12 protein-coding genes and 1 tRNA gene are annotated in these 17,824 nt (G+C 70.7%); 9 read left to right on the top strand and 4 right to left on the bottom strand.

Annotated elements, in window-relative coordinates; genetic code table 11:
- Window positions 1-107: 107 nt before the first annotated feature.
- The 3 genes from ASD78_RS17390 to ASD78_RS17380 all read right to left on the bottom strand — a co-directional run bounded on the left by ASD78_RS17390 (window position 108) and on the right by ASD78_RS17380 (window position 3,986).
- Window positions 108-1,058 carry a helix-turn-helix transcriptional regulator gene (locus tag ASD78_RS17390; RefSeq protein ID WP_056103713.1) on the bottom strand — a complete coding sequence of 317 codons (951 nt, stop codon included), beginning with the start codon at window positions 1,056-1,058 and terminating at the stop codon, window positions 108-110.
- Window positions 1,059-1,407: 349 nt separating this feature from the next.
- On the bottom strand, window positions 1,408-3,240 hold the full coding sequence (locus ASD78_RS17385) for an ATP-binding protein (RefSeq protein ID WP_056103710.1): 1,833 nt from the start codon (window positions 3,238-3,240) through the stop codon (window positions 1,408-1,410).
- Entirely contained in the window at window positions 3,237-3,986 is a 750-nt protein-coding gene (locus ASD78_RS17380; RefSeq protein WP_055909863.1) for a response regulator, read from the bottom strand. The genes ASD78_RS17385 and ASD78_RS17380 overlap by 4 nt, the downstream gene beginning before the upstream one ends.
- A gap of 140 nt (window positions 3,987-4,126) precedes the next feature.
- Between ASD78_RS17380 and ASD78_RS17375 the strand changes: the two genes are divergently transcribed.
- The 4 genes from ASD78_RS17375 to ASD78_RS17360 all read left to right on the top strand — a co-directional run bounded on the left by ASD78_RS17375 (window position 4,127) and on the right by ASD78_RS17360 (window position 8,060).
- Window positions 4,127-5,428, top strand: a complete 1,302-nt coding sequence (locus ASD78_RS17375; RefSeq protein WP_056103707.1) for an FAD-dependent monooxygenase — start codon at window positions 4,127-4,129, stop codon at window positions 5,426-5,428.
- Window positions 5,425-5,853, top strand: coding sequence for a winged helix-turn-helix domain-containing protein (locus ASD78_RS17370; RefSeq protein WP_156087846.1), 429 nt, complete (start codon window positions 5,425-5,427; stop codon window positions 5,851-5,853). Before ASD78_RS17375 ends, ASD78_RS17370 begins: the two co-directional genes overlap by 4 nt.
- Window positions 5,854-5,949: 96 nt before the next feature.
- Window positions 5,950-6,114, top strand: a complete 165-nt coding sequence (locus tag ASD78_RS17365; RefSeq protein ID WP_156087845.1) for a hypothetical protein — start codon at window positions 5,950-5,952, stop codon at window positions 6,112-6,114.
- A 110-nt stretch (window positions 6,115-6,224) separates the two neighbouring features.
- The gene (locus tag ASD78_RS17360; RefSeq protein ID WP_056103697.1) at window positions 6,225-8,060 is read left to right on the top strand and encodes an ABC transporter ATP-binding protein/permease; all 1,836 of its coding nucleotides are present in this window, start codon (window positions 6,225-6,227) and stop codon (window positions 8,058-8,060) included.
- 115 nt (window positions 8,061-8,175) lie between these two features.
- Here ASD78_RS17360 and ASD78_RS17355 read toward each other — a convergent pair whose 3' ends face one another.
- Complete coding sequence (locus ASD78_RS17355; protein WP_056103693.1) at window positions 8,176-12,051, bottom strand: autotransporter domain-containing protein; 3,876 nt, start codon at window positions 12,049-12,051, stop codon at window positions 8,176-8,178.
- 991 nt (window positions 12,052-13,042) lie between these two features.
- On the opposite strand from ASD78_RS17355, the gene ASD78_RS17350 reads away from it, so the two are divergent.
- The 5 genes from ASD78_RS17350 to murB all read left to right on the top strand — a co-directional run bounded on the left by ASD78_RS17350 (window position 13,043) and on the right by murB (window position 17,816).
- Window positions 13,043-13,119, top strand: a tRNA-Arg gene (locus tag ASD78_RS17350).
- Window positions 13,120-13,187: 68 nt separating this feature from the next.
- Window positions 13,188-14,720 (top strand): aldehyde dehydrogenase family protein, encoded by a 1,533-nt coding sequence (locus ASD78_RS17345; RefSeq protein WP_056103690.1) that lies wholly within the window; start codon window positions 13,188-13,190, stop codon window positions 14,718-14,720.
- A gap of 57 nt (window positions 14,721-14,777) precedes the next feature.
- Entirely contained in the window at window positions 14,778-15,515 is a 738-nt protein-coding gene (locus ASD78_RS17340) for a metallophosphoesterase family protein (RefSeq protein WP_056103687.1), read from the top strand.
- 202 nt (window positions 15,516-15,717) lie between these two features.
- Window positions 15,718-16,773 carry a quinone-dependent dihydroorotate dehydrogenase gene (locus ASD78_RS17335; RefSeq protein WP_056103684.1) on the top strand — a complete coding sequence of 352 codons (1,056 nt, stop codon included), beginning with the start codon at window positions 15,718-15,720 and terminating at the stop codon, window positions 16,771-16,773.
- Window positions 16,770-17,816, top strand: coding sequence for a UDP-N-acetylmuramate dehydrogenase (gene murB / locus ASD78_RS17330; protein ID WP_056103681.1), 1,047 nt, complete (start codon window positions 16,770-16,772; stop codon window positions 17,814-17,816). The genes ASD78_RS17335 and murB overlap by 4 nt, the downstream gene beginning before the upstream one ends.
- The last annotated feature ends 8 nt before the right edge of the window (window positions 17,817-17,824 follow it).

Raw genomic sequence — 17,824 nt, 5'->3', positions numbered from 1 at the left:
GCGCGGCGGCCTGCGGAGGTGGTGGCGTACTGCTTCATCTAGCGATGTCCCCTCGTAGTGGTGGTAGCGTCCGCGCCTTGTTATCGACGCGTTAAACGCAGGCCAAACTACGGCGCGGCGAGCCGCATCCGGGTGCGCAAACCGGGCGCGGGACTTGCGGATTTCTGGCCGCTGGCTTGCAGCGCGCGGTACTCGCTGGCGGTGCAGCCCATGCGCGCACGGAAGGTGCGGGCGAAGCTGCACGGCGAATCGAAGCCGCAGGCGTGGCTGACCTCGCCGATCGACAGGCGGCTTTCGCGCAGCAGTTCGCAGGCCTGCTGCACGCGCTGGTTCACGCAGGCAGCCTGCACGGTGATGCCGTAGACGGCGTGGAAGGTCTTGGAGATCCACCAGGTCGAGAAGCTGGTGAGCTGGGCGAGTTCGTCCATCAGCACCACGCGGTGGGCATTGCCGCGCAGATAAAGCTTGGCGCGCTGCAGGCGACCTAGCACCTGACGCTGGCGCGCGCGCCGGCGTCCGGGGCAACGCTCCAGCAGTTCGTCGAGTTCGTGCTGGGTTTCGTGCACGTAGGCCAGCAGCATGCGGAACGCGGCCAAGCGCTGATTGGGCAGGCCGCGGGCCGGGGCGGCGGTCGCACAGCCCCGCCACAGCCGCACCAGTGCGCGCCGTTGCGCGGCGTCGACGCGGCCGTCGCCGGGCATCAGGTCGATGCGGGCATGGCGCTCGATCTCGCGCATCAGCGCAGGCTTGCAGCTGAATCCGATCATCAGTCCGCGGCGTTCGGCGTCGATGCGCGGTGCGCTGTCGCGGTCGAACGCGATCCACTGGTCGCGATTGAGCGCGAAGCGGCCTTCGCAGCTCTCGATCCGCGAGCGGCCGCGCAACTGCAGCCAGTAGGACGGCGAACTGCCGGACACACGCACGCTACCGAAGTCGCGTACCAGATAGAGCTGGAAGCCGTCGTTGGAAGGAGCGTGGTCGCTGTCGATCAGCTGCCCGCTTTCGACGCTTTCCCAACCTTCCTGGCTGCCGTAGTGGTGATAGTCGCTTTGCATCATCGCTGCCCCTGTCGGTCCTGGCCGCGTCGGCGCGGCTTCGGGCGCAAGCCATCGCGGCGCGTGCGCCGACGGCGCGGGCGACGGTCGCCTGCGGTGGAGTGGAGGGCGATCCGGCCCGTCGTTCGTGTGCGCGTCGGCGGCGTTGCGCCTGCACCCGCGTACCGTCCTGCTGTCGTCTTGCGACGCGGTCGAGTGTTGCGATGCGCGCGCGCTCACGCTTCGAACTGATTCGAACGGTCGCGTTTGCGTTTATGTTGCGTATGGAATGCGCACACGTTTCTGCAACATCTCGAACGTGGCTCAGGCAGGATCGGCACAATGCGCGGCGCGATCCGCCGCGGTGCGGCGTTCAGGTCGGTTTGGGCAACTCGACCCGCACCTGCAAGCCGCCCTGCACACCCGGCGCGAGCGCGATGTCGCCGCCGTGGCCACGGATCACACTGCGCGCGATCGACAGGCCCAGGCCGGAACCGCCGGCATGACGGGCACGTGCTTCGTCCAGGCGCCGGAACGGCGCGAACGCATGCTCGTATTGCTCCGGCGCGATGCCGGGACCGGCGTCGGTCACGGTCACCCGCAAGGCCGATTCGGTTTCCTGCAGCGACACCCGCACGCGGTCGCCGTAACGCCAGCCGTTGTCGATCAGGTTGGCGAAGGCGCGCCGCATCGCGATCGGCTGGCACGGCAGATAGGCGTGATCGGGACCATCGTAGAGCGCGTCGCCGCCAGCGTCGGCGACGTCGTCGCAGAGGCTGATCAGCAGCGAGGCCAGATCGACGGTCTGGTGCGGCTCCAGGCTGGCGTCCTCGCCGGCGAAGGCCAGGCAGCCGGAGATCATGGTTTCCATCTGCGCGATCTCGCCCAGCAGGCGTTCGCGATGGGCGTCGTCGACGTACTCGGCGAACAGGCGCATGCGCGTGAGCGGCGTGCGCAGGTCGTGCGAGATCGCGGCCAGCTGCTGGGTACGGTCGTCGACGAAACGCTTGAGCCGCACCTGCATCTCGTTGAACTTGTGCGCGATCGCGGCGTATTCGGGGATGGTCATGCCCTCGATCGGCGTCGGCTCGCGCTCGCGGCCCAGGCGCTCGGCGGCCTGCGACAGCTTGGTCAAGGGTTGCAGGAAGCTGCGCGCGGTCCACACCGACAGGCCGGCGACCGCGACGATCAGCAAGGCCATGCCGCTGAGCTTGAACAGATGCTGCAGCCAGCGCGGACTCGGTCGCCCGGGACTGGCCAGCAGCCAGTCGCCGTCGGGCAGCTCGATCGCGACCGACATGCGCGGCAGCGCCGCATCCGCGCGCAGTCCTTCCAGGAAGGCCGGACCGACGCCCGAGCCCAGCATCATGCCGATCCGGCCCAGCGGCGAGAGCGCCGTCCGCGCTTCGGATGGAGCACGGACCGCCACGTCGGGCATCGGCGGGAGCCCCGCCTCGTCGTGCACCAGCATCATCTGCGGCGCGCCCTCGGGCGGCGGCGCGGCCCAGGAAGCGCTCGGCGCAGCACCTTCCGTCGGTGCCACCGCGATCGCACCCGCAGGCGGCGGTGCCGCCGCGATCAGGCCCGGCGGCAGGGCGACCGGCGGCGGCTCGGGCATGCCCGCATCGTTCGTAAAGGTCCCGGCGTTCTCCGGATCCGCCACCGGCGCCAGGCGCGCGAACCTGTCGGCCAAGGGCAGCGCCGAGATCGACGACACGCCGACGAACGGCCGTGCCGCGACCGACAGGATCTCGCCGCGCGCCGCGCCCAGTCGCGGCACCACGACGGTCACCTGGCGCACGCCGCGGCCGTGCTCGTCGGGCAGGTTGTTCATCGATACCGCATAGGCGCCGCCGCTGGTGTCGGGGTTTTCGACCAGGCGCCGGCGCATGCTTTCGATCAGACCCGACAGCGGCGGACCGTGGCGATCGTCGCTGGGCGGCAGCAGGGCGAACTCGACCTTGCGCGCATGCGTGGCCTGTTCGGCCACGGCGGCGCGGCGCGCGCGCGGCAGGCCGGCGACCATGCTGCGCACGTCCAGGGCCTGCTGCACCAGCGATTGTTCGTCGACCAGGGTCGGCCCGGTCGAACGCAGGGCCATGCCGATGGCGATGTCGATCAGCAGCGTCATCGCCATGGTCGACAGCACCACGATCGCGATCCGCGGCGCCAGGCGCATCCGCGCCAGCGACAGGCGCGGCTTCATCGCGGGCGCGCCTCGCCGGCGACGCTGACGTCGGCGGCGAAGATATAGCCCTCGTTGCGCACGGTCTTGATCAGGTTCGGGCGCTGCGGACTGGCCTCGATCTTGCGCCGCAGGCGGCTGACCTGGACGTCGATGCTGCGGTCGAACGGCGTCAGCACGCGGCCCTTGACCAGGTCGATCAGCTGATCGCGCGAGAGCACGCGCTGCGGATGCTCCAGGAATGCCAGCAGCAGGTCGAACTCGCCGCTGGTGAGATCGGTCAGCGCGCCCTGCGGCGACACCAGGCTGCGATGGCGGGCGTTGAGCTTCCAACCCATGAACGCGTATTCGGAACCCGCGCGCGCGGTGCCGCGCCAGTCGGCGTCGGCGCGCCGCAACAGGGCGCGGATACGCGCCAACAGTTCGCGCGGGTTGAAGGGTTTGGCGATGTAGTCGTCGGCGCCCAGTTCCAAGCCGACCACGCGGTCGGTATCGCCGTTCATCGCGGTCAGCAGGATCACCGGCACCTGGCTGGTGCTGCGCAGTTTGCGGCACAGGGTGAAACCGTCGTCGCCGGGCATCATCACGTCCAGCAGGACCACGCTGACCGGTTCGGCGGCCATGCGCTGCGCCATGCCGACGCCGTCGCCGGCCTCGAGCACGCGCATGCCGTGGTCGCCCAGGAACCGCGCCAGCATGGAACGGATGGTGTCGTCGTCGTCGACGACCAGGACGGTGGGCGCAGCGATGGCGTAGGCGGATCCCATGGGGCGCAGGTTAGCCGAAGGCGGGTGGCGGCCCATGCTCTGTAACACAGTGAAACAAAACGATGGATAGCCGAAATCGGCTGGGGGCTTGCGCTGCCTAGGATTCGATGGTCGCCGCCCCCACGGTCCGAATCCCGCGCATGCCTTCGACGCTGCCGTTATCCCCTGCCCTGCGACGCGCCGCTCCGGCCGATGCCGCCCTGCCCGCGTCCAGCGCAGCCGTGAGGGCGGCGCCGCGCAGCGCAGGTAACGCCCGATTCCCGCTGCTGGGGCGCAAGGTCGCGATCGTCGGCGCCAGCCTCGGCGGCCTGTGCCTGGCGCGGCTGCTGCAGCGCCAGGGGGTCGAGGTCGAGATCCACGAGGCCCGCAGCGCCAGCGATCCGGCCTGGTACCGGCGCACCCTGGCGATCGACCAGGAACCCGCGATCAAGGCGCTGCGCAGCGCCGAACTGGGGCCCTTGTTCGATCGCTGCTGCGAACGCGAGCGCAGCTACACCCGCCTGCTCGATGCCCAGGGCCGGCGCGAACGCGACAGCGCCCTGCCCACGCGCGCCGCCCTGCAATGGCGGATCGAGTACGGCCTGCTGCGCGATCTGCTGCTGAACAGCCTGCTGCCCGGCAGCGTGCTCTGGGGCCGCCGCTTCACCTCGCTGACCGGCGCCCACGACGGCAGCCAGCGCCTGAACTTCGCCAACGGCGCGCGCGCCAATGCCGACCTGGTGATCGGCGCGGACGGCGCCTGCTCGCTGCTGCGTCCGTACGCGACCGGCAGCGGGCTGCGCTATTCGGGCGTGACCCTGGTCGAAGCGCAACTGCCGCTGCCGGAACTGCGCGTGCCGCGGATCGCGTTGTGGCTGGACCGCGACCGCCTGGCGGTGCGCGACCCGGACGCGGCGCTGATCCTGCAGCGCAACAGCCTGCGCGGCATGGATCTGCGCATCGCCCTGCGGGTGCCGCGCGACTGGTCGCTACGCGGCGTGGACTGGAACGATCCGGTGCAGGCGCGCGCTCTGCTCAAGCAGCAGCTCGCGCACTGGGATCCCAAATTCCTGCGCCTGATCGACGCCGCCGAACCGACCTTCAACGCGCGCCCGCTGCTGACCAGCGCACCCGACCGCTACTGGGCCGAGCGCGGCGCGATGACCTTGCTCGGCGCCTCGGCGCGGATGGCGCCGACCTTGCTGCGCGACTGCAAGGCCGGCGAGCTGCTCGACGCGCTGGAACTGGCGCAGGCGCTGACCGCGCCGCGTCATCGCGACTCGATCGCGGCCGCGCTCGCGCACTACGAGCGCAACCTGCTCGCGCGCGCGGTGCGCGAAGGCCGCGACGCGCAACGCGTGCTCGCCGCGCTGCTGCCGCAAGCCAGCGTGATCGGACAAGCGCGCTCGTGGCGCTCGGTCGCGCGCTCGCTGGGCGCGTTCGCCGGCCGGCTGCTGCCATGATGAACCTCCCCGTCACCTGGCCTGCGCACGCCCTGCCCGAGATCGGCGCGGCCTCGGGATCCGGCCGCGGCCGCAGCATCACCGCGCATGCCGCGGCCGCGACCGAACGCACCGCGGCGCTGGCCTCGGCCCTGACCGAGGCCTTCGGCAATCCCAAGCGCGGCCAGATCCTGTTCTACGCCGCCAGCACGCCCGGGCTCAGCATCGGCGATCTGTCCAGTCTGCTCGGCTGCAGCGTGTCGCTGGCCTCGCAGTACGTCGCCCAGTTGGAGCAGCAGGGCTGGCTGGCGGTGAGCAGCGACGGCCGGCGCCGGCGCGTGCGCGTGGCCGACGAGAGCCGGCGCTCGGCGATCGAAACTCTGCGCGCGATGGCGGACGAACTCGGGCCGATGGCGCCGTTGCGGGCGGCGTCGGGCGGGCGCTGAGCGCACGACGCGGCGCTTCGCGGCCGCAGCTACCCGCTGCTGAACTGCCGCGATGCCTTCGGCCTGCTCAATCCCGAGGTGTTCGGCCCGCTGCCGATGAACGGCTCGCAGCCGCTGATACCGCCGGCGGATCCGCCCGCCGGCATGGCGGCCGGCACCGCGCCAACCCTGAAATCCGCGCCGCTGCCGCCCTCGCCTCGCGCCGCGCCCGCAGGCGAGGCGCGCGAATCGCGCCTGCGCGCAAGCCAGCGGTTGCGCTGAACCCGTCGGCAGCCGAAACCGCCGCGTCGGCGGCCGATGCTGAACGCGCAACTTGACCTCAAGCGCCATTGAGGTCCTATCCTCCTCGCCATTCCCCCTCCGGTTCCCGCATGAACACCCCCTCTCCCGTGGAGACCGAGGTCGCGCCGGTGGCGCGCGCCGCCGGCTCGCGCGACGACTTCTCCGTCATCACCGAGCTGCTGCCCTACCTGCGTCCCTACCTCGGCCGCATCCTGCTCGCACTGGGCATGGTGCTGGCCGCCAAGCTGTTGAACCTGGCCGTGCCGATGGTGCTCAAGCGCATCGTCGACGGCCTCAACGTCGCTCCCAGCCTGCTGGTGCTGCCGGTCGCGCTGCTGGTCGCCTACGGTGCCGCGCGCGTCGGCACCACCCTGTTCGGCGAGCTGCGCCAGATCGTGTTCGCGCGGGTGATGGCGCGGACCTCGCGCGAGGTCACTCTGCGGGTGTTCCGGCACCTGCACGGGCTGAGCCTGAAGTTCCACCTGAGCCGTCGCACCGGCGGCGTGGCGCGCGACGTCGAGCGCGGCGGCACCGCGATCACCGACCTGCTGGACTGGACCCTGTACTCGATCGTGCCGGTGGTCCTGGAAGTGACCCTGGTCACCGCGGTCCTGGTCTGGGCCTACGACTGGCGCTTCGCCGGCATCACCCTGATCACCCTGGTCGCCTACGGCACCTGGACCTTCGCGGTCACCGAGTGGCGCACGCGCTACTACCGCGCCGCGGTCGAGGCCGACACCCGCGCCAACGAACGCGCGGTGGATTCGCTGCTCAACTACGAGACGGTCAAGTACTTCCACAACGAGGCTCACGAAGCCGCGCGCTACGACGACAACCTGCGCTCGCTGGAGAACGCGCGGGTCAAGTCGACCAAGACCCTGGCCATCCTCAACCTGGGCCAGAGCGCGATCGTCGCCGTGGGCGTGACCGCGATGATGTGGCTGGCCGCGCGCGGCGTGGTCGCCGGCGAACTCACGGTCGGCGACCTGGTGCTGGTCAACGCCTACCTGCTGCAGCTGTCGGCGCCCCTGAACATGCTGGGCATGATGTACCGCGAGGTGAAGCAGTCGCTGACCAACATGGAGCGGCTGTTCGGCCTGCTCGACGAGCGTCACGACGTCCAGGACGCGCCCGGCGCGGTCGCGTTGGCGCCGAGCCGGCCGCGGGTGCGATTCGAGGAGGTGCGCTTCGGCTACGACCCGCGTCGCGAAATCCTGCGCGGCATCGATTTCGAGATCGCCTCCGGCGGAACGGTCGCGGTGGTCGGGCATTCGGGGTCCGGCAAGTCGACCCTGGCGCGGCTGCTGTACCGCTTCTACGACGTCGACAGCGGCCGCATCACCATCGACGGCCACGACCTGCGCGAACTGACCCAGTCCTCGCTGCGCGGCGCGATCGCGATCGTGCCGCAGGACACGGTGCTGTTCAACGACACGATCTACTACAACATCCGCTACGGCCGGCCCGAAGCCGGGCGCGCAGACGTGGAAGCCGCCGCGCGCGCCGCGCACATCCACGACTTCATCGCCGCCCTGCCCGACGGCTACGACACCCCGGTCGGCGAGCGCGGCCTGAAACTGTCCGGCGGCGAGAAGCAGCGCGTGGCGATCGCGCGGGCCTTGCTGAAGAATCCGTCGATCCTGATCTTCGATGAGGCGACCTCGGCCCTGGATTCCAAGTCCGAGCGCGCGATCCAGGCCGAACTCGACCGGATCAGCGTCGGCCGCACCACTCTGGTGATCGCGCACCGACTGTCGACGGTGATGGACGCCGATCAGATCCTGGTCATGGATGCCGGCCGCATCGTCGAGCGCGGCGAGCACGGCGAACTGCTGCGCCGCGGCGGCGTGTACGCGCAGATGTGGATGCTGCAGCAGCGCGAAGCCGAGGCCGGGCCCGAGTCCGAGCCGGTGGTCGCCGTCTAGCGCGCGGCAAACCAGTACGCCATAAAAACCAAGGCCCGCGCGGCGCATGCCGGCGGGCCCGTTCGATTCCGATCCGCCATCGGCCGGCGCCCTGCGGCGCCGGCCGTGGCCCGGCTCACTCGCCGGTCTTGGCGGTGGCCTGGGTTTCGTCGCTCAGGCCCGACACCGGTGCCGACATCGGCTGCGCACGCGGGTTGAACGACAGCAGCAGGCCGAAGCTGGTGCTGGCATCCTGGCCCGAAGCGTGCTCGCGACGCAGCAGCAGCGACAGCTTCCAGCCCGCGGAGATGTCCAGGTCCACGCCGCCGCCGTACATCAGCGCGTTGTTGCCGTAGCTGCGCAGGCCGAGGGTGTAGTCGTTGGCGAGCGGCGCCACCACGTAGTTCAGATCTACATCGCTGCTGTTGCTGATCGCGTCGCGGTACTCGAGCATCCAGTACGGCCGGAACACGCCGTTGGAACCCTGGACCAGATAACTGCCTTCCAGGCCCACGGCCAGGCCGTTGTTCTTCACGGTCTGCGAGCCGTAGGACAGGTCGTAGATGCCCAGGCCGAACTCGCGGTACGCGTCGAGGCGGGTGCGGCTGGCATCGAAGCGGCCGTAGCTGGTCAGGGTCATGCGTTCGCTGGCGCGTTCGTAGCCGACGGTCAGGGCCCCGAAGGACTGGGTGCCGTCGCGCTCGGCGGTGGCGGCCGCGGCGGCCGGATCGCTCCAGCGCTTGATGTCGAAGCCCAGGCGTCCCCAACCCAAGGTGCCGTCGACGAACAGATGCTCGCCGTGGCGCCATAGGCCGTACAGCGACAGCGAGCGCTGGTCGGCGTCCAGGCGCGAACTCGAACGGGTCAGGTCGGTGTCGTTCCAGGCGAAGCCGCCGGCGAGACCGAACAGGAAGTTCTCGTTGACGCGCCAGTCGGCGCCGACCGTGATGCCGTCGCTGCGGAAGTTGTAGCCTTCGCTGCCGCTGCGGCCCTCGCGATCGCCGGCGGTGATGGTGCCGGCGGTCCACACGCCCCAGCCCGGCGGCAGGCGCACCGCATCGTCGGAGACGAACTGCGCGGCCGGCAGGGTCAGGCTGCTGTTGCGGCCACCGCTCACGTTCAGGCTCAGGCCGTTGCTGGAGCGGTTGCTGCTGCCGTGGCGCAGCTGACGCAGGCGGTCGCGGATGTTGGACTGCTGCGCCAGCGCGAAGCGCACGCTGGCGTCGACCTGGGCCTGCAGCAGACCGACCACGCCCGGGTCGCGGGTCGGATCCGGTCGCGCGGTGACCGCCAGACCCGTGCTGACCGAAGCCTGCACGTAGTTCGCCGTCGCCGCCTGAGTCGCGATCAGGGTCGCGGTGCCGGGACCGACGATGGTCACCTGGCGTCCGCTCACGGTCGCCACCGCGGTGTTGCTGCTGGTGAACGTGAAAGCGCCGCTGGGGTTGCTGCTGGTCGGATTGGGCAGATCGAACGCGGGTTCGCCCACCGTCTTCACCACGTTGCCGATCCAGCTCAGGCTGGGCGTGGCCGCGCCGATCGTGACGTTCAGCGTTGCCTGCGCAGCGGCGTTGTAACTGGCGTTGCCCGCCTGATTGGCGGTGAGCGCGCAGCTGCCCGCCGCCAGCATGGTCACCGCACTGCCGGCGACGGTGCACACCGCCGGCGAGGTGCTGGCGAACACGACCGGATTGCCCGACGCGCCGCCGTTGGCGGACACCGAGAACGTGCCGTTCGGTGCGTACACCGGGGCGACCGGGTTGGCGGCGAAACCGGTGATGGTCTGCGCAGCCGCGGCGATCGTCACGTTCAAGCTCACCTGCGGCGCCGCGCTGTAGTTGGCGTCGCCGGCCTGATCGGCGGTGAGCGCGCAACTGCCGCCGCTGAGCATGGTCGCGGTGTTGCCGCTGACCGAGCACACCGACGGCGTGGTGCTGGCGAACACCACCGGGCTGGTCGAGGGACCGCCGTTGGCGGACAGCGCAAAGCTGCCGCCCGGCGCATACACCGGCGCGGCCGGATTGGCGGCGAAGCCGGTGATGACCTGGCTGGCCGTGCCGATGCCCACGTTCAACTGCGCCTGCGGTGCCGCGCTGTAGTTGGTGTCGCCGGCCTGGTCGGCGGTGAGCGCGCAACTGCCCGCGCCCTGCATCGTCACCGTGTTGCCGGCCACCGTGCATACCGCCGGCGTGGTGCTGGCGAACACCACCGGGCTGGTGGAAGGACCGGCGGTGGCCGAGACCGTGAACGTACCGCCCGGCGCGTACACCGGTGCGGCCGGATTGGCGGCGAAGTTGCTGATCGTCTGCGCCGCGGCGGAGATGCTCACGTTCAACAGCGCTTGCGGCGCGGGGTCGTAGTTGGCGTTGCCGGCCTGGTTGGCGGTGAGCGCGCAGCTGCCCGCGCCCTGCATCGTCACCGTGCTGCCGGCCACCGTGCATACCGCCGGCGTGGTGCTGGCGAACACGACCGGATTGCCGGAACCGCCGCCGCTGGCCGAAACCGTGAACGTGCCGCCCGGCGCATAGGTCGGCGCGGCCGGGTTGGCGGCGAAGGCAGCGATCGCCTGGGCGATCTTGGCCACCGTCACGCTGTAGGCGCGGGTACCGCTGAAACCGTTGCTGGATGTGGCCTGCACCGTGAAGTTGAAGGTACCGGCCGCGGTCGGCGTGCCTGACAGCACGCCCGCCGCGCTCAGGCTCAGGCCCGGCGGCAAGGCGCCCGCGCTCAGCGCGAAGGTGTACGGGGCGGTGCCGCCGTTGGCGCTGCTGGCGGTCAGGGTTTGCGAGTAAGCGGTGTTGTAGACCGGATTGGGCAGCGTGGTCGGCGCGATGGTCGTCGTCACCGTCACGCAGCTCAGCGCCACGTTGTTCAGGTCCGCGCCGATCGCGTTGCCGCTGTTCGGCGTGACCGAGCACAACTGCCCGGCGGGCGGCGCCAGCACGCTCACGCTCCAGTTCGCCCCGACCGGCAGACGCGTGGGAAAGACATAGCTACTGGCGGCCTGCGCCACCACGACCTGCTGACTGCTGACCGGGTTGGTCGCGTTGAGCTGCAGGGTCACTGCGCCGGTCTGGCCGCTGGCCGGGCCGCCGACCGAGAATTCCATCGGCGCGAAGCAAATCAAGGCCGCGCCGTTGCCGGTCTGCACGCCGTTGTTGAAGACGACTGCGCTGAGGCCGGTGGCCGCCGAGCTGCCGCCACCGCCACCGCCGCCGCCGCCGTTCCAGTTCGTCTGACAGGTGACGGTGCCGACGCCGGCACCACCGCCGCCCGCGCCGACCGTGGCGCCGCCACCGCCGCCGCCGCCGTAGCCGGCGCCGATGAAGGAACCGGAGAAATTGAAAGAATTGCCGCCGTTGCCGTTGGCCGCGTTGCCCGCCGTCGCCGGGTAGCCGCCGCAGCCGCCGCCGCCCGCACCGCCGGTGCCGACCGAACCGCCGCCGCCGCCGTAGGGGCCGGGACCGCCTGGCACGCTCGCGCCCGTGCCGCCGACACCGCCGCCGCCCACGCCGCCGTTACCGCCGGCGATCACGTCCGCGTTGCTCCAGCCGGCGTTGCCGCCGCCACCGCCGCCGCCGGCGACGCCGACCCGGTTGCCGATGCCGTTGCCGCCCACGCGCAGATCGGTGGCGCCGCCGCCGATGCCGTCGACGCCCTGGCCGAGACCGCCGGGATTGACCGCCTGCGAGCCCTGTCCGCCGACCCAGATCGACAGAGCCGCGCCCGGCGTGACCGTCAGGGTGCCGCGCACGCGTCCGCCCAGGCCGCCGCCGCCGCCCGGCGAATTGGGGCTGCCGCCGATGGTGCCGGCGCCGCTGCGGCCGGCGCCGCCTTGCGCGCCGCTCAGATAGACCGTCAGCGAATGCACGCCGGCCGGGACCGTGACGGTCTGCTCGCCGCCGGTGTAGCCGAACGCCGCCGGCGTCTCCCCGACCGCGCAGCTTTGCGCGTGGGCGGTACCGGTCAGCGCCAGACCCGGCAGCAAGGCCAGCAGTCCGAGCAGAACCATCGGTTTGCGCGCATCGCGCCTGACGGTATTCGCAGCCTTCCATAACGACGCACACGCGCGCGCCGCCGCATTCCCAAAGCGATTCATGGAGCCCCCTGGTCGGATCGAGTCGATCGAGTCCGTGATGCCTTAAACGTGCTGCTCGGCACACTAAATACCGTGACAGTGCGCACATTTCCCCGGCGCAAAGATTACATGGCGTCCCGCCGGGGGCAATCCCCGGGATCGGGTAGCGGCGGGGTCCGGCCGGCCTAGGTCGCGGCCCGTGAGACCGGCGCGGCGGTGGCACGGGCCGGGGGCGCGACGGCGGGCGAGCAGGCGCCAGACCGGCTCCAACGCCGGCAAACCATCGGGGTCGGCCCGTCGCCGCGAACCGTCGCGGTGCCGCCTCCGGCATGGCGGTGGCGCCTCCACGCCCCCTCTCATGCCCCCGGCGCACGCAATCGCCCCGGCGTCGCTGTCCCCGCCCAACGGTGCTTTTGAGGTCACGAACGGCAGTCACGGCGAGCGCCGACGCGGCCGCAAAGCCGGCGCGCGGGCGCTTGCCGCCGTCGGATGGCCCAGCGGCCAGCGGGGACAGGCATGGCCGGCACCGTCGCCGACTCGCAGGCCTGGGCATCGGTCCGGGCGAGCGAGCAACGACGCAGCCGCGATGCCGGCCCGAAGCCTCCATCATTCGAGCGAGTATCGATTCGCGTCATTCAAGCGCCGCAATCCATGTCGAAAACACGGCGTGAGCGCGGCCCAAGCGAAGGCATGCCGTCGTGCAGCGCCACGCCGATCGAAGCGGTCGCTGCAAGCGGGCCAGGCGGTTCGAGGCCGATGCGAGGACTCGCAAGCGGCGGTCGCCGCGAACCCGCATGGCGGCGTCCGCGGTGGGCCGAGTACAATCGCCGGATCGGTTCGCCGGCCTCGCCCGCCTTGCCGGCTGCTGCGGCGCGATCTGCAACGGCCGCACCCGGGCCACGCAAGCGATTGATTTTCCTAGCATGGCCCCGTAGCTCAGCTGGATAGAGCATCCCCCTCCTAAGGGGAAGGTCACACGTTCGAATCGTGTCGGGGTCGCCAGGCTGCACACGCAATCCCGCATATCGATGTGCGGATTTTTCTATGTTTCCGATTCTGGAGTTTTTGCGATGACGCACGCTGTTCTGACCGCCCTCGGCCTGAAAGATCTCGAGTCCGGCACCTACCTCGGCCATGGCGAATGGGCCGCGACCCGCGACGCCGGCGTGCTGGAATCGATCAACCCGACCGACGGCGAAGTGCTGGCGCGGGTGCAGGCGTCCTCGCAGAGCGACTACGACACCATCGTCGAGCGCGCCCAGGCCGCATTCGCGGTGTGGCGCACCACGCCGGCTCCGCGCCGCGGCGAAGCCATCCGCCTGTGCGCCGACGCGCTGCGCCAGCACAAGGGCGCGCTGGGTTCGCTGGTCGCGCTGGAAATGGGCAAGTCCAAGCCGGAAGGCGACGGCGAAGTGCAGGAAATGATCGACATTGGCGACTTCGCCGTCGGCCTGTCGCGCCAGCTGTACGGCCTGACCATGCATTCCGAGCGCCCGGGCCACCGCATGTACGAGCAGTGGCATCCGCTGGGCCTGGTCGGCGTGATCTCGGCCTTCAACTTCCCGGTCGCGGTCTGGGCCTGGAATGCGTTCATCGCGGCGATCTGCGGCGACATCACGATCTGGAAGCCCTCGCCCAAGACCCCGCTGTCGGCGGTGGCCTCGATGAAGATCTGCAACGAAGCGCTGCGCGCCGGCGGCTTCCCGGACATCTTCTTCCTGTTCAACGACGCCGGCACCGAGCTGGCCTCGAACTTCGTCGACGACAAGCGCATCGGCCTGATCAGCTTCACCGGCTCGACCAAGGTCGGCCGCCACGTCGGCGAGCGCGTCGCCCGCCGCATGGGCCGTTCGCTGCTGGAACTGGGCGGCAACAACGCGATCATCGTCGACGCCAGCGCCGACCTGAAGCTGGCGATCCCGGCGATCGCGTTCGGCGCGGTCGGCACCGCCGGCCAGCGTTGCACCACCACCCGCCGCCTGTTCGTGCACGAGTCCATCCACGACGACGTGCTGGCCAAGCTGGTCGCTGCGTTCAAGCAGGTCGAGAAGAAGATCGGCGACCCGACCGACCCGGCCAATCTGATGGGCCCGCTCAACAGCCGCGACGCGGTGCAGGCGTACCTGGACGCGGTCGAGCTGGCCAAGGCCAGCGGCGGCAAGGTCGAGACCGGCGGCGCGGCGATCGAGGGCAAGGGCAACTTCGTCCTGCCGACCATCGTCACCGGCCTGAGCAACGACGCCGAGGTCGTGCAGACCGAAACCTTCGCGCCGATCCTGTACGTGATGAAGTTCAAGACCCTCGATGAGGCCATCGCGCTGCAGAACGACGTGCCGCAGGGCCTGTCCTCGTCGATCTTCACCGCCAACCTCAAGGCCGCCGAGGCCTTCCTGTCGGCCGCGGGCTCGGATTGCGGCATCGCCAACGTCAACATCGGCACCTCCGGCGCCGAGATCGGCGGCGCGTTCGGCGGCGAGAAGGAAACCGGCGGCGGTCGCGAGTCGGGTTCGGATGCGTGGCGCGCCTACATGCGCCGCCAGACCAACACCATCAACTACTCCGACGCCTTGCCGCTGGCGCAGGGCATCAAGTTCGACCTCTGAGGTCGGTACTGTAACGAAGGCGGGTCCGCCCAGGCGGACCCGCTGCGGGAGCACGGCATGCGCATCGCGGTCGTCTCGGACATCCACGGCAATCTCGGCGCGCTACGCGCGGTGCTGGCCGATATCGACGCGCGCGCCTGCGATGTCACCGTCAACCTCGGCGACATCCTGTCCGGCCCGCTGCAGCCGGTGGAAACCGCCGACCTGCTGATCGGCCTGGGCCTGCCGACGATCCGCGGCAACCACGAACGCCAACTGCTGGAACCGCGCGCGGGCATGGGCGCGTCCGACGCCCACGCCCGCGACCTGCTGCGCCCGGACCAACTTGACTGGATCGCCGCGCTGCCGGCGACGCTGGCCTTGAACGATGCGGTGTATCTCTGCCACGGCAGCCCGCGCGACGATCTCGAATACTTCCTGGAACAGCTCGACGCCGGCGTGCCGCGCGCGGCCACCGCGGACGAAGCCGCGGACAAGGCCGGCGATATCCGCCACGCCGTGATCCTGTGCGGCCACACCCACATCCCGCGCGCGACCCGCCTGGACGACGGCCGGCTGCTGGTGAACCCCGGCAGCGTCGGCCTGCAGGCCTATCACTCCGAGCATCCGAGCCCGCACGACATGGAGGTCGGCGATCCGCGCGCCCGTTACGCGATCCTCGACGATGCCGGCGGGCGCTGGAGCGCCGAACTGCGCGCGGTCGACTACGACCACGAGGCCGCCGCCGCGCTCGCCCTGCGCAATGGCCGTGGCGACTGGGCCCAGGCCTTGCGCAGCGGCCGGGTCGGAAGCTAGCGCCGGACGTCTCGCCTGGGCCGGGCGGGCCGACGCCGCCGCCCCGTCCGCTCCGGGTTTCATGGCGTTTTCACTGTACTGCGGCAGGGGCGACCCCGCCCGGGCTGGCGCTCCGGCCCTCTCGCAGCGCATTCGCGCTCGCCTCGCGAGCGCCGCATAGGCGATAATGCTCGTTCGTTCTACAGCGGACGCCTGCGATCCCGTGTACAGCCTCGCCCGCCCCTTTCTCTTCGGACTGGATGCCGAACGAGCGCATGGTCTTGGCCTCACGGCGCTGGAAACGGCTTATCGCACCGGCCTCAATCCGCTGCTGGGCTCCCGGCCCAAACCGTTCCCGACCAAGGTCTTCGGCCTGACCTTCCCGAACCCGGTCGGCCTGGCCGCCGGTCTGGACAAGAACGGCGCCCACATCGACGCCCTGCTGGCGTTGGGCTTCGGTTTCGTCGAGGTCGGCACGGTCACGCCACGGCCGCAGTCCGGCAATCCCAAGCCGCGCATGTTCCGCCTGCCCGAGCACGAAGCGGTGATCAACCGCCTGGGGTTCAACAACGAGGGCGTCGATGCCCTGGTCCGCAACGTCGAACGCGCGCACCGTCGCAACGGTCTGCTCGGGATCAACATCGGCAAGAACAAGGACACCCCGAACGAGTCGGCCGAAGACGATTACCTGCTGTGCCTGGAACGGGTCTATCCCCTGGCCGACTACATCACGGTCAATATCTCCTCGCCCAACACCGCCGGCCTGCGCGAGCTGCAGGAAGAACAATCCCTGCGCCGCCTGATCGGCACCCTGCGCGAGGCGCAGGAGAAGTACGGCGCGCGGCACGGCAAGCGCGTGCCGATGCTGGTCAAGATCGCGCCCGACCTGTCCGACCACGACATCGAAGCCGCGGCGCGCGTGCTCAGGGAACTGCAGGTCGACGGCGTGATCGCGACCAACACCACCATCTCGCGGATCGCCATCGAAGGCGCTGCCCACGCCGGCGAAGTGGGCGGCCTGTCCGGGCGTCCGCTGATGGGCCAGTCGACCACGGTGCTGCGCATGCTGCGCACCCGCCTACCCGAATCGATCCCGATGATCGGCGTCGGCGGCATCCTGTCCGGCGCCGATGCGGTCACCAAGATGGCCGCGGGCGCGGCCCTGGTGCAGTGCTACACCGGGCTGATCTATCGCGGCCCGGCGCTGGTGAACGAATGCGTGGAGGCGATGCGTCGCCGCAAGGAAGCGCCGAGCCGCGGTAACGTGCCGCCGGTATGAGCGACGCCGTCCGCCTCCTGCGCGAGGCTGCGTTGACCCGACGCAACACCTTCGGCGTGGCCGCGACCGCGCCCGTGCTGGCCGAAGTCGCCGACGCCGCGCGCCTGGACGAAGCCCTGCGCCTGCCCGAACTGCGCGACGGCATCGCCCTGATCCTGGGCGGCGGCAGCAACCTGCTGTTCGCCGGCGACCCCGAGGGCGCGGTGCTGGCCCTGACCGGCGAGCGCGTGCAAGTGCTGGGCGAAGCGCCCGACCGCGACGGCGCGATCCTGCGCGCCGACGCCGGCGTGCCCTGGCACGGCTTCGTCATGCGCACCCTGGAGGCCGGTTACGCCGGCCTGGAAAACCTGGCCCTGATCCCGGGCACGGTCGGCGCCGCCCCGATCCAGAACATCGGCGCCTACGGCGTGGAAGTGCGCGACTTCGTGCACGCGGTCGAAGCCTACGAGCCGGCGACCGCGACCCTGCACCGCTTCGACAGCGACGCCTGCCGCTTCGCCTACCGCGACAGCCTGTTCAAGCACGCGCCCGACCGCTATCTGGTGACCGCGGTCGAGTTCGCCCTGCCGCGCACGCCTGCGCTGCGCCTGGATTACGCCGGCCTGGGCGAGGAACTCGCGGCGATGGGCGTGGACGCGCCGACCCCGCGCACCGTCGCCGAGGCGGTGATCGCGATCCGCCGCCGCAAGCTGCCCGACCCCGCCGTGCTCGGCAACGCCGGCAGCTTCTTCAAGAATCCGATCGTCCCGCGCGCGCAGGCCGAAGCGCTGCTGGCCGAACACCCCGCGCTGCCGGTGTTCCGCGGTGCCGACGACGACAGCCGCAAGCTCTCGGCCGGCTGGCTGATCGATGCCTGCGGCTGGAAAGGCCATCGCGACGGCGATGCCGGCGTCGCCGCCTCGCATGCGCTGGTGCTGGTCAACCACGGCCGGGCCAGCGGCGCGCAGTTGCTCGATCTGGCCCGTCGCATCGCCGATTCCGTGCAGGACCGTTTCGGCGTCGCCATCGAACCCGAGCCGCGCCTGATCGGCGCACGCTGGTGAGCGCGCCG

Source organism: Lysobacter sp. Root667 (assembly GCF_001427715.1).
Lineage (GTDB): Bacteria > Pseudomonadota > Gammaproteobacteria > Xanthomonadales > Xanthomonadaceae > Lysobacter.
Note: the sequence above shows the minus strand (reverse complement) of the source record. Positions and strands in the feature narration are given on the sequence as shown.